At 58.8% G+C, this 16,860-nt stretch carries 13 protein-coding genes, 1 tRNA gene and 1 pseudogene; 11 read left to right on the forward strand and 4 right to left on the reverse strand.

What is annotated here, in order from left to right:
• Positions 1-138 precede the first annotated feature (138 nt).
• Positions 139-229 (forward strand) — tRNA-Ser (locus AC1D06_RS31785).
• A gap of 111 nt (positions 230-340) precedes the next feature.
• A complete protein-coding gene (locus AC1D06_RS31790) occupies positions 341-658 on the forward strand; it encodes a hypothetical protein (protein WP_477874533.1) in 318 nt (105 codons plus the stop codon).
• Positions 659-718: 60 nt separating this feature from the next.
• On the opposite strand, the gene AC1D06_RS31795 is transcribed toward AC1D06_RS31790, so the two are convergent.
• Positions 719-1,036: a hypothetical protein gene (locus AC1D06_RS31795; protein WP_477874535.1), complete on the reverse strand. Its 318-nt coding sequence runs from the start codon at positions 1,034-1,036 to the stop codon at positions 719-721.
• Between the two features lie 108 nt (positions 1,037-1,144).
• Between AC1D06_RS31795 and AC1D06_RS31800 the strand changes: the two genes are divergently transcribed.
• The 4 genes from AC1D06_RS31800 to AC1D06_RS31815 all read left to right on the forward strand — a co-directional run bounded on the left by AC1D06_RS31800 (position 1,145) and on the right by AC1D06_RS31815 (position 6,681).
• Complete coding sequence (locus AC1D06_RS31800; RefSeq protein ID WP_477874537.1) at positions 1,145-2,068, forward strand: homocysteine S-methyltransferase family protein; 924 nt, start codon at positions 1,145-1,147, stop codon at positions 2,066-2,068.
• 509 nt (positions 2,069-2,577) lie between these two features.
• The gene (olsC, locus tag AC1D06_RS31805; protein ID WP_477989898.1) at positions 2,578-3,414 is read left to right on the forward strand and encodes an ornithine lipid ester-linked acyl 2-hydroxylase OlsC; all 837 of its coding nucleotides are present in this window, start codon (positions 2,578-2,580) and stop codon (positions 3,412-3,414) included.
• A gap of 650 nt (positions 3,415-4,064) precedes the next feature.
• Positions 4,065-5,120 carry a porin gene (locus AC1D06_RS31810; protein ID WP_477874541.1) on the forward strand — a complete coding sequence of 352 codons (1,056 nt, stop codon included), beginning with the start codon at positions 4,065-4,067 and terminating at the stop codon, positions 5,118-5,120.
• A gap of 505 nt (positions 5,121-5,625) precedes the next feature.
• Positions 5,626-6,681, forward strand: coding sequence for a porin (locus AC1D06_RS31815; protein ID WP_477989906.1), 1,056 nt, complete (start codon positions 5,626-5,628; stop codon positions 6,679-6,681).
• A 356-nt stretch (positions 6,682-7,037) separates the two neighbouring features.
• On the opposite strand, the gene AC1D06_RS31820 is transcribed toward AC1D06_RS31815, so the two are convergent.
• Positions 7,038-9,200 (reverse strand): lytic transglycosylase domain-containing protein, encoded by a 2,163-nt coding sequence (locus AC1D06_RS31820; protein WP_477989899.1) that lies wholly within the window; start codon positions 9,198-9,200, stop codon positions 7,038-7,040.
• Between the two features lie 215 nt (positions 9,201-9,415).
• Here AC1D06_RS31820 and dapA point away from each other — a divergent pair, with 215 nt between their 5' ends.
• From dapA to AC1D06_RS31835, 3 genes are all read left to right on the forward strand, one after another.
• The gene (gene dapA / locus AC1D06_RS31825; protein ID WP_477989900.1) at positions 9,416-10,297 is read left to right on the forward strand and encodes a 4-hydroxy-tetrahydrodipicolinate synthase; all 882 of its coding nucleotides are present in this window, start codon (positions 9,416-9,418) and stop codon (positions 10,295-10,297) included.
• A gap of 1 nt (position 10,298) precedes the next feature.
• Positions 10,299-10,778 (forward strand): SsrA-binding protein SmpB, encoded by a 480-nt coding sequence (gene smpB / locus AC1D06_RS31830; RefSeq protein ID WP_477874549.1) that lies wholly within the window; start codon positions 10,299-10,301, stop codon positions 10,776-10,778.
• A 206-nt stretch (positions 10,779-10,984) separates the two neighbouring features.
• Positions 10,985-12,694, forward strand: coding sequence for an MFS transporter (locus AC1D06_RS31835; protein ID WP_477989901.1), 1,710 nt, complete (start codon positions 10,985-10,987; stop codon positions 12,692-12,694).
• A 59-nt stretch (positions 12,695-12,753) separates the two neighbouring features.
• On the opposite strand, the gene AC1D06_RS31840 is transcribed toward AC1D06_RS31835, so the two are convergent.
• Positions 12,754-13,347, reverse strand: a complete 594-nt coding sequence (locus AC1D06_RS31840) for a LabA-like NYN domain-containing protein (protein ID WP_477989902.1) — start codon at positions 13,345-13,347, stop codon at positions 12,754-12,756.
• A 484-nt stretch (positions 13,348-13,831) separates the two neighbouring features.
• On the opposite strand from AC1D06_RS31840, the gene rpoZ reads away from it, so the two are divergent.
• Both rpoZ and AC1D06_RS31850 read left to right on the forward strand, forming a co-directional pair.
• Positions 13,832-14,233, forward strand: a complete 402-nt coding sequence (gene rpoZ, locus AC1D06_RS31845) for a DNA-directed RNA polymerase subunit omega (RefSeq protein ID WP_477989903.1) — start codon at positions 13,832-13,834, stop codon at positions 14,231-14,233.
• Positions 14,234-14,396: 163 nt separating this feature from the next.
• Positions 14,397-16,628 (forward strand): RelA/SpoT family protein, encoded by a 2,232-nt coding sequence (locus AC1D06_RS31850; RefSeq protein WP_477989904.1) that lies wholly within the window; start codon positions 14,397-14,399, stop codon positions 16,626-16,628.
• Between the two features lie 16 nt (positions 16,629-16,644).
• Here AC1D06_RS31850 and AC1D06_RS31855 read toward each other — a convergent pair.
• Positions 16,645-16,860, reverse strand: a pseudogene (locus AC1D06_RS31855) (IS630 family transposase); the annotation flags it as partial.

Here is a 16,860-nt window from a genome sequence, read left to right on the forward strand (position 1 = left end):
AATGAAGCGCGCCGCCGCTCAACCATTCCCGAGCCGTCGATTTGCGGCGTCGTCTTTGACGGGATGATGTCGAATTCTAAACGATGTGGCGAAAAACACTTGATCTCTGCAGAGAGCTTGTCTATCCCCGTCCACACCGGAGAGGTGGCCGAGTGGTCGAAGGCGCTCCCCTGCTAAGGGAGTATACCCCATAAGGGTATCGTGGGTTCGAATCCCATCTTCTCCGCCAGAACTTTTTCAACATTCTGATTTTAAACGATAATTCTGCCGAAATATTTTCGGTCCCATTTCCAGTCCCAATTTTGCGTGAGTGTTCACCTCAATATCCGGCAGGTCAAGAATGGCAACGCGTCGTCCGTCGGTGATTCCCGCAGGCAGTAGGCTGCCGCGCATGATGGCAGAGATGGCGGCCGGCTATGTTGGCGAGAAGCACGTCGAGGATTTCCTCGATCGAGTCGGCAACGGCTATCCTGAACCGCGGGTGGTCGATACGACGCGTCGGAAGTTCTGGTACAGAGACGATCTCGACAAGGCGATGGGAATTGGGGTGCAATCGCAATCGTCTGGACTCGGTGCCAAGTTCGTTGCGGCGAACAGAGAGAAAAAGAGAGAGCGCGAAGAGGCGAAGGCGCGAAAGGCCGCTGGGAACAAGGGGTGATTCCGCCAGGCGTAGAAATGCCGCTGCCCCTATTGCAAGTTCAGGACAGCGGCACTCGCATCATTCACGCGGCCAATTCACTACGACGTACGGAGCATGTGGCAGGAAGATAACATCGGGCTCCCGCTCGCCGATGACGACCGTTCTGGTCCCGCACAAGCGCTTTGCCGAGCATAATGGCTCGTGGAAGCGGCCGGTAACGCATTCTGAGGTTCTGGAATCAGCGGCGATGGCTGGAGCAAGTGCGGTAGCAATGATGGCCAGGGCCAGTATGCCGGATAGCGCTTTCATGTCGAAACCTTTCCGCATTAATTCGGTGTGAAGAAAACGCGCCGCCTCGGGTGCTGTTCCAGGTGGGTTGCGCGGCACTTCGCCCAAGTCCGACGCCCGGTCGGCGGCGGCGTGGGGTACGTCGGCCCCGCCCAGCTACCAAGTTCGACCACGCCGCCGGAATTTGCTACAGTGGTTTCTTTGGGGGAGGCTATTATGGGTATACTTGACCGCCTGCTTTCGTCGCCAGACCCATTCATCAGCGACGGAGGCATGGAGACAGACCTGATCTTCCACGAAGGCGCCGAAATGCCGCTGTTCGCCTCCTTCGTCCTGCTCGACAGCCCAGATGGGCGCGAGATGCTACGGCGCTACGCGGTTTCATATCTCGACTTGGCCCAGGTCGCGGGTCGGGGCTTTGTGTTGGGCACGCCGACCTGGCGCGCCAATGGCGGCTGGGGGTCGAAGCTCGGGCTCGATGACGCAGGGATTCGGGACGTCAACCGGCGCGCCATCGCCTTCGCCCGCAATCTGCGGAGCGCCCATCCCTGGCGTGACCATATCCTGATCGAGGGGGTGCTCGGGCCGGCAGGCGATGGCTATGCACCCGAGCAGCTTCTGACACCGACCGAAGCGGCCCGCCTGCACAGCGCCCAGTTGGAGACCTTTGCCGAGGAAGGTGTGGACGTCGCGTCGGCCTTCACCATCACCCATCCAGGCGAGGCCATCGGCATGGTCAACAGGGCGCGCGACCTTGGCCTGCCTTTCGCACTCTCATTCACGGTCGAGACCGACGGGCGTTTGCCGACCGGGCAGGACCTCGATTCCGCGCTCAGCGAGGTCGAGGCCGCGACTGGCGGCTACGTTCGCTATTACGGGATCAACTGCGCTCATCCCGAGCACTTCGGCGAACATCTGCCATCGCGCTGGCTCAACCGGATTGGCATGGTCCGGCCAAACGCCTCGCGCCGCAGCCATGCCGAACTTGACGAAGCCACCGAGCTCGATGACGGTGACCCGCAGGAGTTCGGCGCGCTTTACGCTAAAGTGGCAAAGCGGCTCCCCGGATTGCGCGTCGTCGGCGGATGCTGCGGCTCAGACATGCGGCATATCAAGGCTCTGATCGCGGCGGGCGTCTGAGCGCCGGGTCGGCCGGGCTTCAAGGGCGCTCGCGGGCCGCAACGACGAAACAGGTGTTGTGGTTGATGCTGATATTCCAGGGCCCGTCGCCGCATCTCGCCGACTTCAGAGGGTGACTGCTTTGCACCTATATGATCGGCTAACCAAGAACGGCGATCACGGTTGAATCTCGTGCCGGCAGTGAGAATCTATGTATTCCACCGGAAGTCAAAATGGGCGAGTTTTCTGAAGCAATCAATGACGGGGCAATGTGCCCGGTGTGCAAAAGCTGGCTATTTGTCTCATGCTCTCTGTTCCGCATCGCGCAGCATGGGGCAGGGGACGCCGGGTGCTCCGGAGATGAAGACCGATCAACTCGGCCGCACCAGATCCTGGCGCGTCGGCGGCATATCACGCACTGGGCAGAGATTGACCTTCGGCAGCTTTGGCTTAAATAGGGTCTCGCCCGCCACCGTCCGGTGGCGGCTATTTTCGATGTCGGTATCTAGCATGCATATTGGAGAGCCCCGATGGTAGAGGMTAGCGCCAACCAGACTTCCCCCGCAAAATCCGCCGAGGGCCAGGCTTTCGGCACCAGCGGCATCCAGCCGATGGACCGCCCGAGTGCGGTCACGCGCTTTTTCATGGGCATCGTGTCCTGGGCCGAGCGATTGAATTTCAAATATGCCGTGCTCGGCAATCCGCCGGTCTACGACAATGCGACCTTTCCCTGGGCCGTGGAGGTCGAAAAAGCCTGGCCGCAGATTCGCGCCGAACTCGACCGGGTCCTGATTCGCCAGAGGGACCTGCCGTCCTTCCAGGATATTTCCACCGACGTGAAGACGATTTCCAAGGATAGCGGCTGGAAGACATTCTTCCTGCTCGGCTTCGGAATCAAATCGGAGCAGAATATCCGCGCCTGCCCCGACACCTGGGCGGCCGTCCAGAAGATACCCGGTCTCAAGACGGCGATGTTTTCCATTTTCGAACCCGGCAAGCACCTTCCCGCCCATCGCGGACCTTATAATGGGGTGCTCAGGCTGCATCTCGGCATGATCGTGCCCGAATCGACCGACCGGATCGCTATTCGCGTCAAGGACCAGATCTGCCATTGGCACGAGGGCAAGGTCCTGATCTTCGACGATGCCTATGAGCACGAGGCATGGAACCATACGGACAAGACCCGCGTGGTGCTGTTTGTCGACTTCGTCAAGCCGCTCAGGTTTCCCGCACGCCTCGTCAACTGGGCGCTGATGAACCTTGCGATCTTTACGCCCTTCATCCGCGAAGGCCTCGACAATCACAAGGAATGGGAAAAGAAGTTTTATGCAGAGGCGGAAGCCCTGCGCAACAGGCCTCAGCAGTAGACACGCCATCCCTCCGCTTGGCCATCGAGCGTCCGGTGGCCGACCATTCGATCGTCGCGTTCCCTTCGAATCGAATCTCGACCAGCACGGTTCGGGCCGAAGCTTGACCCGAACCGAGACGCCGCGACATTTTCAGTCCTGAATGGAATTCTTCTCAGGTTTGCGCAATTTTTCGCGCGGTCGACGACCATCATCCGAAATGACGGCTAAAATGCGGGACACGGTATTAAAGCCCGCCGATTGTCATATCAGTTTCATAAAAGTTCTGTAGGCCCCTCTCCCTAGGGGCGGCGCCTGTCTGAGGCCGAATGGCTGTGGACTTTGGCTCAGGGAAGCAGGGGTGTCTTCCTGGGGCGGCAATTTCAGTCGCATTGACTATGGATCGTACGCGCCTGCGTGATTGTCGGCCGTGCGATTTTTATTGTTTATTATATCTATAGAATATGTGTTAAATTTACAACGCGAATTATGGCCGATCTGTCACAATTCCGATTTTCAACGGAATCTCGTTGGTTTCGTCCGGACCCGTCGATAAATTGCCGGTCGAGATCGGAAGCAATCCGATTTCTAAAAAGCAGGGGGCCGGGCAGGGGCAGTCGCTTCGCGACAAAGTCCGGTCTTCCAATGAAACTTTTGACTGGAGGTCAGAAATGAATATCAAGAGCCTTCTTCTCGGCTCCGCGGCTGCATTCGCAGTCGTTTCCGGTGCTCAGGCCGCTGACGCTGTCGTCGCTGCCGAGCCGGAACCCTTGGAATATGTCAAGGTCTGCGACGCTTACGGCACCGGCTTCTTCTATATCCCGGGCACTGAAACCTGCCTGAAGATCGGCGGCCAGCTGCGCTATGAAAAGCGTATCAAGAAGGTCGGCGATGCCGAAAGCACCTATGACAACCATTCGCGCATCCGCTTGAACGTCGAAGCCAAGAACGACTCCGAATGGGGTACGGTATACAGCTGGCTCCGCATCCAGGGCGACCAGGTTAACAACGACACCAAGGGCCTGAACTGGTTTTATTACTTCGGCATCGGCGGCCTGGAATTCGGTAACTTCGACTCGCAATGGGCGAAGTTCTTCGGCTACGGCGGCTTCACCGATGACGGCGGCTATTATACCTCTGACTGGAACTTCCCAAGCTCGCGCCAGTATATCAGCTACACGGCTGACTTCGGCAGCATCAAAGCCTTCGTCTCGCTCGACAACGATGCCGATGAATACACTTTGCCGGAAGAGCACAACACCAGCAACTTCTGGAAGCCGGAAGCCGACACCAACGCGCCCAGCAAGGGCCGCAAGTACCTGCCGGACGTCTCCGGTGGTGCGACTGCGACCCTCGGCGACTGGCAGGTTGCGGGTGGCTTCGGCTATGACGAATCGGACAAGTCGGTTGCGTTGAAGGGCCTGGTTGCCGGCAACTTCGGCATGTTCGGTCTCCGTATCATGCCGTTGTGGTCGAACAGCAACGAGAACATCTACTTCAACTACGAAGGCTTCAGCGCCATCGTTGGTCTGCAGGCCAACGTGACCGACTCGATCACTTTGTCCAAGGACATCCAGTTCTGGGACGATGGCTCGTGGCGCTTGGTCGGCGACGTCAACTGGAAGGTTGCTTCCGGCTTCTCCGTCCTGCTCGAAGGCACCTATGCCGATCAGAAGGACGGCAACAAGATCAAGACTGGCATGCTCCGCTTCCAGCGCGTGTTCTAATCCTCTAGGGGATTTAGGCGGGAAAGGCCCTTATCGGGCCTTTCCATCTTTCCGGGCTTGGCGATTCCCGCCATGAGTTGGAGCGCAGCCGTGTCATTCGACATGACATAAGACTGGCGGAGCGCGTGCGTTGTGATGGATGTTTCCGCGCCTCCCGCACCATTCAGGGGTCGTGTTGTGGTCTGAATGCCGTTCCGCGGCCATCGTGCGCGCTGTTTAAGTTCATGATTTATTTACGAATAGTTAGCTCTTATTAACGTGCCGTCAATATTTCGCCTTGGGGCGGCCGATCTTGTGTCATTTTTGTAACATGCCGGATCGAAGAACGGCGCCAAGCTTTCCGTTTTGGCGAAAGTTCGTTGCGTAACCAATCGGCCTGTCTATGATCACTCTCGAAGCGGCGGGGAACCCCGGCTCTTCAGTGAATGGGGTGGGGCAGGGAATGCTGTCCTTCAGCGAAAATAAGACCCATACCCGATTGAAACATTTTGACTGGAGGTCAGAAATGAACATTAAGAGCCTTCTTCTCGGCTCCGCGGCTGCTTTCGCGGTCGTTTCCGGTGCTCAGGCTGCCGACGCTGTTGTCGCTGCTGAGCCGGAACCCATGGAATATGTCAAGGTCTGCGACGCTTACGGCACCGGCTTCTTCTACATCCCCGGCACCGAAACCTGCTTGAAGGTTGGCGGTCAGCTGCGTTACGAAAAGCGCATCAGCAAGGTTGGCGACGCAACCACCGTCTATGACAATCATAGCCGCATCAAGTTGGATGTCGAAGCCAAGAACGACTCCGAATGGGGTACCGTGTTCAGCTGGATCCGCATCCAGGGCGACCAGGTCAACAACGACTCCAAGGGTCTGAACTGGTACTACATCTTCGGCATCGGTGGCCTGGAATTCGGTAACTTCGACTCGCAATGGGCGAAGTTCTTCGGCTACGGCGGCTTCACCGATGACGGTGGCTACTACGACTCGGACTGGAACTTCCCGGACTCGCGTCAGTACATCAGCTACACGGTTGACTTCGGCAATGCCAAGGCCTTCATCTCGCTCGATAACGACGCTGATGAATACTACACGCCGGAAGAGCACAACACCAGCAACTTCTGGAAGGCGGAAGCCGACACGAACCCGGTTCGCAAGGGTCACAAGTACATGCCGGACGTTTCCGGTGGTGCGACTGCGACCTTCGGCGATTGGCAGGTTGCGGGTGGCTTAGGCTACGACGAATCCGACAAGTCGGTTGCGTTGAAGGGCTTGGTTGCTGGTCAGTTCGGCATGTTCGGTGTGCGCTTCATGCCGTTGTGGTCGAACAGCAACGAGAACATCTACTTCAACTACGAAGGCTTCAGCGCCATCGTTGGTCTGCAGGCGAAGGTTACCGACACCATCACCCTGTCCAAGGACATCCAGTTCTGGGACGACGGTTCGTGGCGCTTGGTCGGCGACGTCAGCTGGCAGGTTGCTTCTGGCTTCTCCGTTCTGCTCGAAGGCACCTATGCCGATCCGAAGGACGGCAGCAAGGTCAAGACTGGCATGCTCCGCTTCCAGCGCTCGTTCTAATCCTCAGGGATTATCGACAGAAAGGCCCGGCAATGCCGGGTCTTTTTGCGTCTGGGAGGATTGTAGCTCCTCTCTTTCCGTCATCAGGATATATCGAGGGAATCGCGTTCGCCTTTGATTGAAGAAGAATACAAGGGCTCGTTTCATCGTTGAGATAGTGAGCCGATGCATGTCCAGCCGACGCATGAACCTTCGACAGACAGGCCAATCTTTGCCGCCGAGGTGCGGTCGGTCGGGCAATCGATCTCAGTGGGATTGTCCTGGATTACCTGGCGTGTCGTCCTTCGCTGCCTGGTACTCGATTCCATTGGCGAGCCGATCGAACTGAAGCCGGACCTCTGCCTCAAGCTCTGCGACTACTGCGAACCCGCCGTCAAATCGCTGCTGATATCGGCAGTTTCGTTGAGCAGGCTCTTATAGACCTGATAATTCTCCATCACCCGCTGCACATAATCGCGCGTCTCGGTGAAGGGGATGTTCTCGATCCAGTCAACCACTGTGTCGATCGGCTTGCCGCGCGGATCGCCGTATCGCTTGATCCATTGGGGAATACGATTCGGCCCGGCATTGTAGGCGGCAAAGGTGAGAATGTAGGAGCCATTGAACTTGCTGATCTGCTCGCCGAGATAATGCGAGCCGAGCGTCGCGTTGAACGCGGGATCGTCTATCAGCTTGTCCTCGGCATAAGCCATCTGATAGCGGCTCGCCACCTTCTTGGCCGTCGCCGGCATGAGCTGCAGCAGCCCCTTTGCATTGGCCGGCGATACGGCGGACGGATTGAATGCGCTTTCCTGCCGCGCAATGGCATAGGCCAGGGCCTTGCCCGCACCGGAAATGTCGGCCGTATCGGGAATGGCACCGAGCGGGAAGGCGGCAAGTCCTGGATCGTGGCCCTGCTGCATGGCGGCCTTGCCCACCGCCAGTGCCAGCGACGGACCGTGATTCCTGAGCGTGACTTCGGCCAGAGCCTGCAATTCCGTCGGGCTGGAGAGTTCGCGTGCGAAGGCGAGCGTCAACCGCCGAGCCCGGCTCGCTTCGCCCACTTGTTCGAAGAGCGCGATCGCCTGCATTTCCGGCCGCCGTGAGAACGCATCCTCGATCGCCAAAGTCGGCTGGTAGCGGCTCATCTCGATTCGCGTATCGAGCTTGGCAGCGGCCAACTGGCCGTAGAAAGTGGCAGGATAGTCCGCCGCCTTCTTGTAGAAATCCTTCGCATCGCCCGGTCCGCCGGCCTCCGCCGCGCGGCCGAGCCAGTAATAGCCTCGGGCCTGGTCGTGCGCCTTGCGGCTGGCGCCAAGAATGTTCTGGAAGTGAGTCTCGGCCGAGCCAGGATCGTGCAGCCCTCGCAATGCATACCAGCCGGCATGGAATTCCGCCTCGGCGATATCGTCCGGCGAGACGGCGAAATGCGCCGTCGCCAGTTTGTAGGCCGCCTTCGCATCACCGTGATCCATCAGTCCGCGGCTGACTATACGTGCTTCGACCCACCAGGCATCGGGATCGATGAGGGTGACAGAATCATGTGGCACCGTCTCGAGCAGCTTGGCAGCATCGGAATATTGCCGGGTCTGGCGGAACCGCTTCACCGATGCGTAGAGAAAAGCGGGATCATCCTGCCAGGCTTTCTCGACGGCCTTCAGCTTTGAGCGAGCGTCACCCGCTTTATTGGTGACCGCAACAAAAGCCGCATAAAGCGAATCGGCCTTCACCATGGTCGCGAATCGCTTGGCCTGGGTCAGCTTCTCGCCAAAGAGCAGATAATCCATCCGCCGCTTGTGGTCGTCATTGTCGAGCAGGGTGGGAAATTCGACCAGGATTTCGTTTTCGAGCTTGGCATCGAAGGCCTTGCTTTGCCACAGCGCCTTGATCAGGCGTCCCGCCCGCGGCACATCATTCTTGGCAACAGCCGCGCGCGCCAGGATGACAGTGCCCTCCGGCGTGACCGGCATGCGGTCGCCGAAAGCCGCGAGCACGCGCTCGGGATCTGTATTCTCGCGATAGAGTGCCTGCTCGAGATTTTCCTGGATATCGTCCATTGCCGGCCAGCCGCGCAGCAAGTCGCGGTCGGCGATCAGCTCGGAGGAGGGGACTGCGACCTGGCCGGAAGCAGCGATCGCCCAGGTCAGCGCCAGCCGCTCGATCGAACCGCTCGGCAAACCGTCGCGCTGGGCGATTGCGCTCAAGCTGTCGCGGATGGAAAGTGCCTGCAGTCCAAGCTGGAAGGCTTCGCTCGGGGCAGGCGGCGTCAGCTTCGCAGTCTCGATGTCGGAGGTGATCGTGCTCGTATCGGGCTGGATCGTCGCTTTGTCGACTGCCGCGGTGGTTTGCGTCCTGTCCACTTCCGCCGTGGTCTGGTGCGCAATGCGGGCGAGCCGATCGCTCTTGGCTGTCTTCAGGACAAGTGTGGTGACGGTTTCGCTAGGGAGAATGCGACTGACCGCTCCGTGGCTGAACAGCGTGGCATAGACCACGGCGGAGCCGGCGGTGCAAACCATGATCGCGATGAGCGCCTGTTTCATTTCGCCGCCCCGGCTGTTCGTCCGGCAAATCTTGCCGTTGCCTGGTTAATCAATGGTAAAAACTGGACTTCCCGCCTTTTCCCATCAGCAAAAGCCGGGTAAAAGCCGCGCGAATAGCGCTTGCCGCCCCAAGCCGCCTTCGATAATGTCCCTGCTTTCCGTAATTCAGGATTGCGGCCAAAGCATGGGCTCGTCGCCCTATCAGGAGTTGTTTGATGTTCAGGGGTTCCATTCCCGCCCTTTTGACGCCGTTCAAGGATGACGGGTCCGTCGACGAGGGCGCATTTGTCGAGCATGTCGAATGGCAGATTTCGCAAGGGTCCACCGGTCTTGTGCCGGTCGGTACGACCGGCGAATCGCCGACGCTTTCGCATGCCGAACACAAACGCGTGGTGGAGATCTGCATCAAGACGGCGAACAAGCGCGTGCCGGTTATCGCGGGTGCGGGCTCCAACAATACAAGCRAAGCCATCGAACTTGCCGTACACGCCGAAAAAGCGGGAGCGGATGCAGTCCTCGTGGTCACTCCTTATTATAATCGGCCAACGCAGAAGGGCATGATCGCGCATTTCTCGGCCATCGCCGAAGCTGTCAGCCTGCCGATCATCATCTACAACATCCCGCCGCGCTCGGTCGTCGACATGATGCCGGACACGATGGGCCATCTGGCGAAAACCTATAAAAACATCGTCGGCGTCAAGGATGCGACCGGCAAGATCGAGCGCGTCTCCGAACAGCGCATCACCTGCGGCAAGGATTTCGTCCAGCTCTCCGGCGAGGATGCCAGCGCGCTCGGCTTCAACGCCCATGGTGGGGTCGGTTGCATCTCCGTAACCGCCAATGTCGCGCCGAAGCTCTGCGCCGAATTCCAGGAAGCGACACTTGCCGGCGATTTCGCCAAAGCACTGGAATATCAGGATCGGTTGATGCCGTTGCACAAGGCGATCTTCATGGAGCCGGGCGTCTGCGGCGCCAAATATGCGCTCAATCGCCTCAACCGGATGAGCCGCACCGTGCGCTCGCCGTTGGTGCCAACGCTGGAGCCGGCCGTCGAAGCCGCTATTGATAAAGCGCTTCGGCATGCCGATTTAATGTGACATGACACACAAAGGCAGGCCGACCACGGTCGGAAAAATTGTCGCGGAGAACCGCAAGGCCCGCTTCAATTACGAAATCGTCAACACTTACGAAGCGGGTCTGGTTCTCACCGGCACCGAAGTGAAGTCGTTGCGCGAAGGCAAGGCCAATATCGCCGAATCCTATGCCAGCGACGAGAAGGGCGAAATCTGGCTGATCAATTCCTACCTGCCCGAGTATCTGCAGGCCAACCGCTTCAACCATGCCCCGCGCCGGCCRCGCAAGCTCTTGCTTAACGGCAAGGAAATCAACCGCTTGCGTATTGGCATTGCGCGCGAGGGCATGACGCTGATCCCGCTCAAGATTTATTTCAACGAGCACGGCCGCGCCAAGCTGGAGCTCGCGCTCGCCAAGGGCAAGAAGCTGCACGATAAGCGCGAGACGGAGAAGGAGCGCGACTGGAACCGTGAGAAGGGCCGGTTGCTGAGAGATCGCGGCTGACGCTTTTTTCTCACTGAAAACTGTTAATGGTGCAACTTTCTGGCGAATGCTGCGCGCGCTCACAGGATATTTCGCGTCGCGGCATTTTTTCACCGTCCAGGGCAGTCGGGAACTTTACAATCATCAAAATATTAGTAAGATAGTCTTACTTTTTGTGCGTTGGAAACTGCGTTCCGGCGCCGTTTTCCGTTGCAATGAGTTCCTCGATGATAGCTGCCCATGGTGATCGCCATAAATGGATGGTGCTGAGCAACACCACGCTTGGCGTGCTCGCCGCCTCCGTCAATGCCTCCATCGTCCTTATCAGCCTGCCGGCGATCTTCCGCGGCATCCATTTGAAGCCTCTCGATCCCAGTAATACCAACACACTGCTCTGGACGATCATGGGCTATATGGTCGTCACCTCGGTGCTGGTCGTGACATTCGGCAAGCTCGGGGACATGATGGGGCGGGCGCGCATTTATAATATAGGTTTCGCGATCTTCACCTTCGCCGCCGTGCTGCTGAGCATCATGCCGACCGGCAATGGCGCCGCCGCCTATCTCGTCTGGATGCGCATCTTGCAGGGCGTCGGCGGTGCGATGTTGACGGCGACGTCGACCGCCATCCTCGTCGATGCCTTCCCGCCGCATCAGCGCGGCATGGCGCTCGGCATCAACACCATGGCGATCATCATCGGCCAGTTCGTCGGCCTGATCCTCGGCGGCGTGCTGGCCGACATCAATTGGCGCTGGATCTTCTGGATCAATGTCCCGATCGGCCTGACCGGCACGCTTTGGGGGTTCCTCAGTCTCCGCGACAAGGCGATTCCGAAGGGCGGCGTGGTGCTCGATTGGTGGGGCAACATCACCTTTGCGGTCGGCCTGATCCTGTTCCTTGTCGCCATCACCGATGGCATCCAGCCTTATGGCGCGTCGCTGATGGCCTGGGGCAGCCCGAAAGTGCTGGCTGAACTCATCACCGGGCTTGTGCTTCTGGCGATTTTTCTCGTCCTCGAAAGCCGCGTTGCTCGGCCGATGTTCGACCTGAAACTCTTTCGCATCCGGCCGTTCACCTCCGGCGTCGCTGCCAACCTCCTGGCCTCGATCGGTCGCGGCGGGCTGCAATTCATGCTGATCGTCTGGCTGCAAGGCATCTGGCTGCCGCTGCACGGCTATAGCTTCGAATCGACGCCGCTCTGGGCCGGCATCTTCATGCTGCCGCTGACGCTGGGTATCCTCGTCTCGGGTCCTGTCGCCGGTACGCTCGCCGACCGTTTTGGCTCGCGGATGTTCGCGGCGGCTGGCATGCTGGTCGGCGCTGTCGCTTTCCTCGGCCTGATGTTCCTCGACGCCGATTTCTCCTATCCGGTCTTCGCGGCACTGTTGTTCATTAATGGCGTCGGCACCGGCCTGTTCGCGGCGCCGAATGGCACGCAGATCATGAATGCTGTGCCGGCCGGTGAACGCGGCCAGGCTTCCGGCGTCCGCGCCACCATGACCAATGCCGGACAGGTGCTGTCGATCGGCGTGTTCTTCAGCCTGATGATCATTGGCCTGGCGCTCAGCCTGCCGCATGTCATGCAGACGCAGTTGATGGCACAGGGCTTGCCGCTGGACGTTGCTGCCAAGGTTGCCGCCGAGCCGCCGGTCGCAAGCCTGTTTGCCGCCTTCCTCGGCTATAACCCGATGGGCGAACTGGTGCCGCAGGCAGCGCTGCACACACTGCCTGCCGCCAATGTGGCGACGATCACCGGCAATCGCTTCTTCCCCGAACTGTTGGCCGAGCCATTCATGACTGGCATCAAGATCGCATTCTCGATCTCGATCCTGCTTTATATCGGCTCGGCGCTGATGTCCTGGATAGGCGGTTCGACCCGCAGGCAGGAGCAGGCGGAGGAAATGATCATGGCCGCTGCGGAACACAAGGCCGCCTGACCCCAGAAACAGAAAAGGCGCCTTCGCGGCGCCTTTTGATCTCTAACGAAAAACCTGCCTCAGACGTCGTCGAACTCGTCCTGCGACGTATCCACCTGGGCTGCCCGCGCCGGCGCCGGACGCTCGCTCGGGTCGCGCCCCACTTCGCCTTTCAGCGTCATCAGGTCGATGAAATGATCGGCCTGGCGGCGCAGGTCGTCGGCGATCATCGGCGGCTGGGTCGACATCGTCGAGACGACCGAGACCTTGCGGCCCTTGCGCTGCAATGCTTCGACCAGCGTGGTGAAATCGCCGTCGCCGGAGAAGATCACCAGATGATCGACGACTTCGGACTGCTCCATCGCGTCGATGGCCAGCTCGATATCCATGTTGCCCTTGATCTTGCGGCGGCCCAGCGAGTCGGTGAATTCCTTTGCCGGCTTGGTGATCACTTTGTAGCCGTTGTAATCGAGCCAGTCGATCAGCGGCCGGATCGAGGAATATTCCTGATCCTCGATCAGCGCCGTGTAATAGTAAGCGCGAAGCAGATAGCCGCGCTTCTGGAATGCTTTCAGCAGTTTGCGGTAGTCAATATCGAACCCGAGGCTTTTAGACGCAGCGTAAAGATTGGCACCGTCAATAAATAATGCAATTTTCTCGCGAGGATCAAACATTCTTTTTCCTGTCAGGTTGCGGGAGCGCAGAGATCATCATAAAATTAGGCTACATATTTCGGCTGTATTCCTGGGGATCAGATATTTTACCAACCGTTCATATTCGATGCTGTTTAAAACACAATATCGGACTTTCCAAGGGAAATTTGCGCCTAATCAGGCAGATATACGTAAGTCTTCTGGTTTGGATCGCACAATGCTAAAAAATCTTAAACAGGTTGCGGTCTAAAGTTGAAGTTGGCAATAGGCAAAAATCCCTTGAAGCAGGTGACATTCTAATTGTCGTGACTGGATGGATCTATTAGAAAATTTGCAACTTCCGCGGTATCGAATGCTCTCTGGCTTGATTGAAGCCGGCGATGAGCCTATGAGCGGATCGTGGCTTTTTCCGTGTGTCTGGAATTTCATGCCTTGAATTCGTCGCGATAAGAGGATAACGCCTCGCCGGATAACCTGACATGATGAACGTTTAGAAGGACAGGCTATGGCCCGCGTCACCGTAGAGGATTGCATTGATAAGGTCGACAATCGGTTCGAACTGGTGCTGCTCGCCAGCCACCGTGCTCGGCTGATCTCGCAGGGTGCACCGATCACCATCGACCGCGACAATGACAAGAACCCGGTCGTGGCGTTGCGCGAGATCGCCGACGAAAGGCTGTCGCCCGACGACCTCAAGGAAGACCTGATCCACTCGCTGCAGAAACATGTCGAGGTCGACGAGCCGGAACCCGATGCCGCGACCCTGCTTGCTGCCGAAAACCAGGCTGACACCGCCGATGAGGAAGACGATCAGCCGGAAGTGGTCAATTTCGACCAGATGTCGGAAGAAGAACTGCTTGCCGGTATCGAAGGCCTCGTCCCGCCCGAGAAGAACGACGACTATTGATCGTTCTGAAAGTTTACGCCACTCTGGCTAAATCGATTGCGGAATCAGGCGCCGATCCTATGATTGGCGCCTTCTTTTATTTCAGAGCAATTCCAGGAAAAGTGTCCAGCGGTTTTCCGTCGGGAATTGCGTAAAGCGAACTTGGTCCCGGAGCAGTCTTTCAATGATGCGGCAATACGAGCTCGTCGAGCGCGTTCAGAAATACAAGCCAGACGTCAACGAAGCATTGCTCAACAAGGCCTATGTCTATGCCATGCAGAAGCATGGCATGCAGAAACGGGCAAGCGGCGACCCCTATATCTCGCATCCGCTCGAGGTTGCCGCCATCCTCACCGACATGCATCTCGACGAGTCGACGATCGCTGTTGCCCTGTTGCATGACACGATCGAGGATACGAGCGCTACCCGCGACGAGATCGACCGGCTGTTCGGCGAGGATATCGGCCGTCTCGTCGAGGGCCTTACGAAGATCAAGAAGCTCGACCTCGTCTCGCGCAAGGCCAAGCAGGCGGAGAACCTGCGCAAGCTCTTGCTCGCCATTTCCGACGACGTGCGCGTGCTGCTGGTCAAGCTGGCCGACCGCCTGCACAATATGCGTACGCTCGACCATATGTCGCAGGAAAAGCGGCTGCGCATCTCCGAGGAGACGATGGATATCTATGCGCCGCTCGCCGGCCGCATGGGCATGCAGGACATGCGCGAGGAACTGGAAGAGCTTGCCTTCCGCCACATCAATCCGGAGGCTCACAAGACCGTCCTGAAACGGCTTGCCGAACTGTCGGAGCGCAATGCCGACCTCGTCCATAAGATCGAGAACGAGTTGAGCGAATTGCTGGCCGCCAACGGTCTGCAAAATGCCTGGGTCAAGGGCCGGCAGAAGAAGCCCTATTCCGTCTTCAAGAAGATGCAGTCGAAATCGCTGTCCTTCGAGCAGCTTTCGGATGTCTATGGCTTCCGCCTGATCGTCGACGCGATCCCCGACTGCTATCGTGCGCTCGGTATCGTCCATACCCGCTGGCGCGTCGTGCCGGGTCGGTTCAAGGACTATATCTCGACGCCGAAGCAGAACGAATATCAGTCGATCCACACCACGATCGTCGGCCCGGCCCGGCAGCGCATCGAACTGCAGATCCGCACCCGCCGCATGCACGAGATCGCCGAATACGGCATCGCCGCCCACACGCTTTACAAGGATGGTACGAACACCCAGGCGCGGGAAGGCACCAACCTGCAATCCAATGCCTATTCCTGGCTGCGGCTCACCATCGAATCGCTGGCCGAAGGCGACAATCCGGAAGAGTTCCTCGAGCACACCAAGCTCGAACTCTTCCAGGACCAGGTGTTCTGCTTCACGCCCAAGGGCAAGCTGATTGCGCTGCCGCGCGGCGCCACGCCGATCGATTTCGCCTATGCGGTTCACACCAATATCGGCGACACCACGGTCGGCGCCAAGATCAATGGCCGTATCATGCCGCTGGTGACCCGGTTGGCAAACGGCGATGAAGTCGAAATCATCCGCTCCGGCGTGCAGGTGCCGCCGGCAGCCTGGGAAGAGATCGTCGTCACCGGCAAGGCCCGCTCGGCGATCCGCCGCGCCACAAGGCTCGCCATCCGCAAGCAATATTCCGGCCTCGGCCAACGCATCCTCGAACGCACGTTCGAGCGCGCTGGCAAAGCTTTTTCGCGCGAAATCATGAAGCCGGCGACGCACCGGCTCGGCCACAAGGAGGTCGAAGACGCGATCGCCGCCGTCGGCCGCGGTGAGCTCTCGTCGCTCGACGTGCTCAAGGCCGTCTACCCCGATTACCAGGACGAACGGGTGACGGTGAAGCAGAGCAACGAGGAGGGCTGGTTTGCCGTCTCCGGCGCGCAGGGCATGATGTTCAAGATCCCCGACGGGCAGAAGCCGGTCACCGAGGCAGCCGAACTGGCCGGCGAACAGGAGCGCCATCGGCCGTTCCGCGCCYTTGCCAGCGATATCGAGGTGCGTTTCTCGCCTTCAGGCGCGGTGCCTGGCGACCGCATCGTCGGCATCCATGACGGCAAACACACGATCACCATCTATCCGATCCAGTCGCCGTCACTGTCGAAGTTCGACGAGGAGCCGGAGCGCTGGATCGACATGCGCTGGGATCTCGACGAAGCCAACAAGACCCGCTTCATGGCCCGCGTCCATGTGAACGCGCTCAATGAACCGGGCACGCTGGCCACTGTCGCCCAGGCCATCGGCACCGCCGATGTCAATATCCGCACGCTGTCGATGGTTCGCGTCGCGCCGGATTTTACCGAGATGGAGTTCGACCTCGAAGTCTGGGATTTGCGGCAACTGAGCAACATTCTGGCTCAGCTCAAGGATCTGTCTTGCATTTCGACGGTGAAGCGGGTGTTTGACTAGTACCTCTGCACAGAGATTATGACTCTTTGGCGATTGGGTTTGGGTATGCTTTGGCAAGTTTGGCGCGGGCTTGCTCGGTTGAGAACATCCATTTGATGCGGGCTCCACTTTGATTGCGTCGGTGTTCCCAAGCGGCGACTTCGGCGATGAGGCGATCGTGGCTTTCGATGCGGCGGTTAAGACATTGGCCGCGCAACACGCCGATTTCGATCTCGACCATGTTGAGCCAACT

The sequence above is a fragment of the Rhizobium sp. P2_G2 genome (assembly GCF_056403555.1).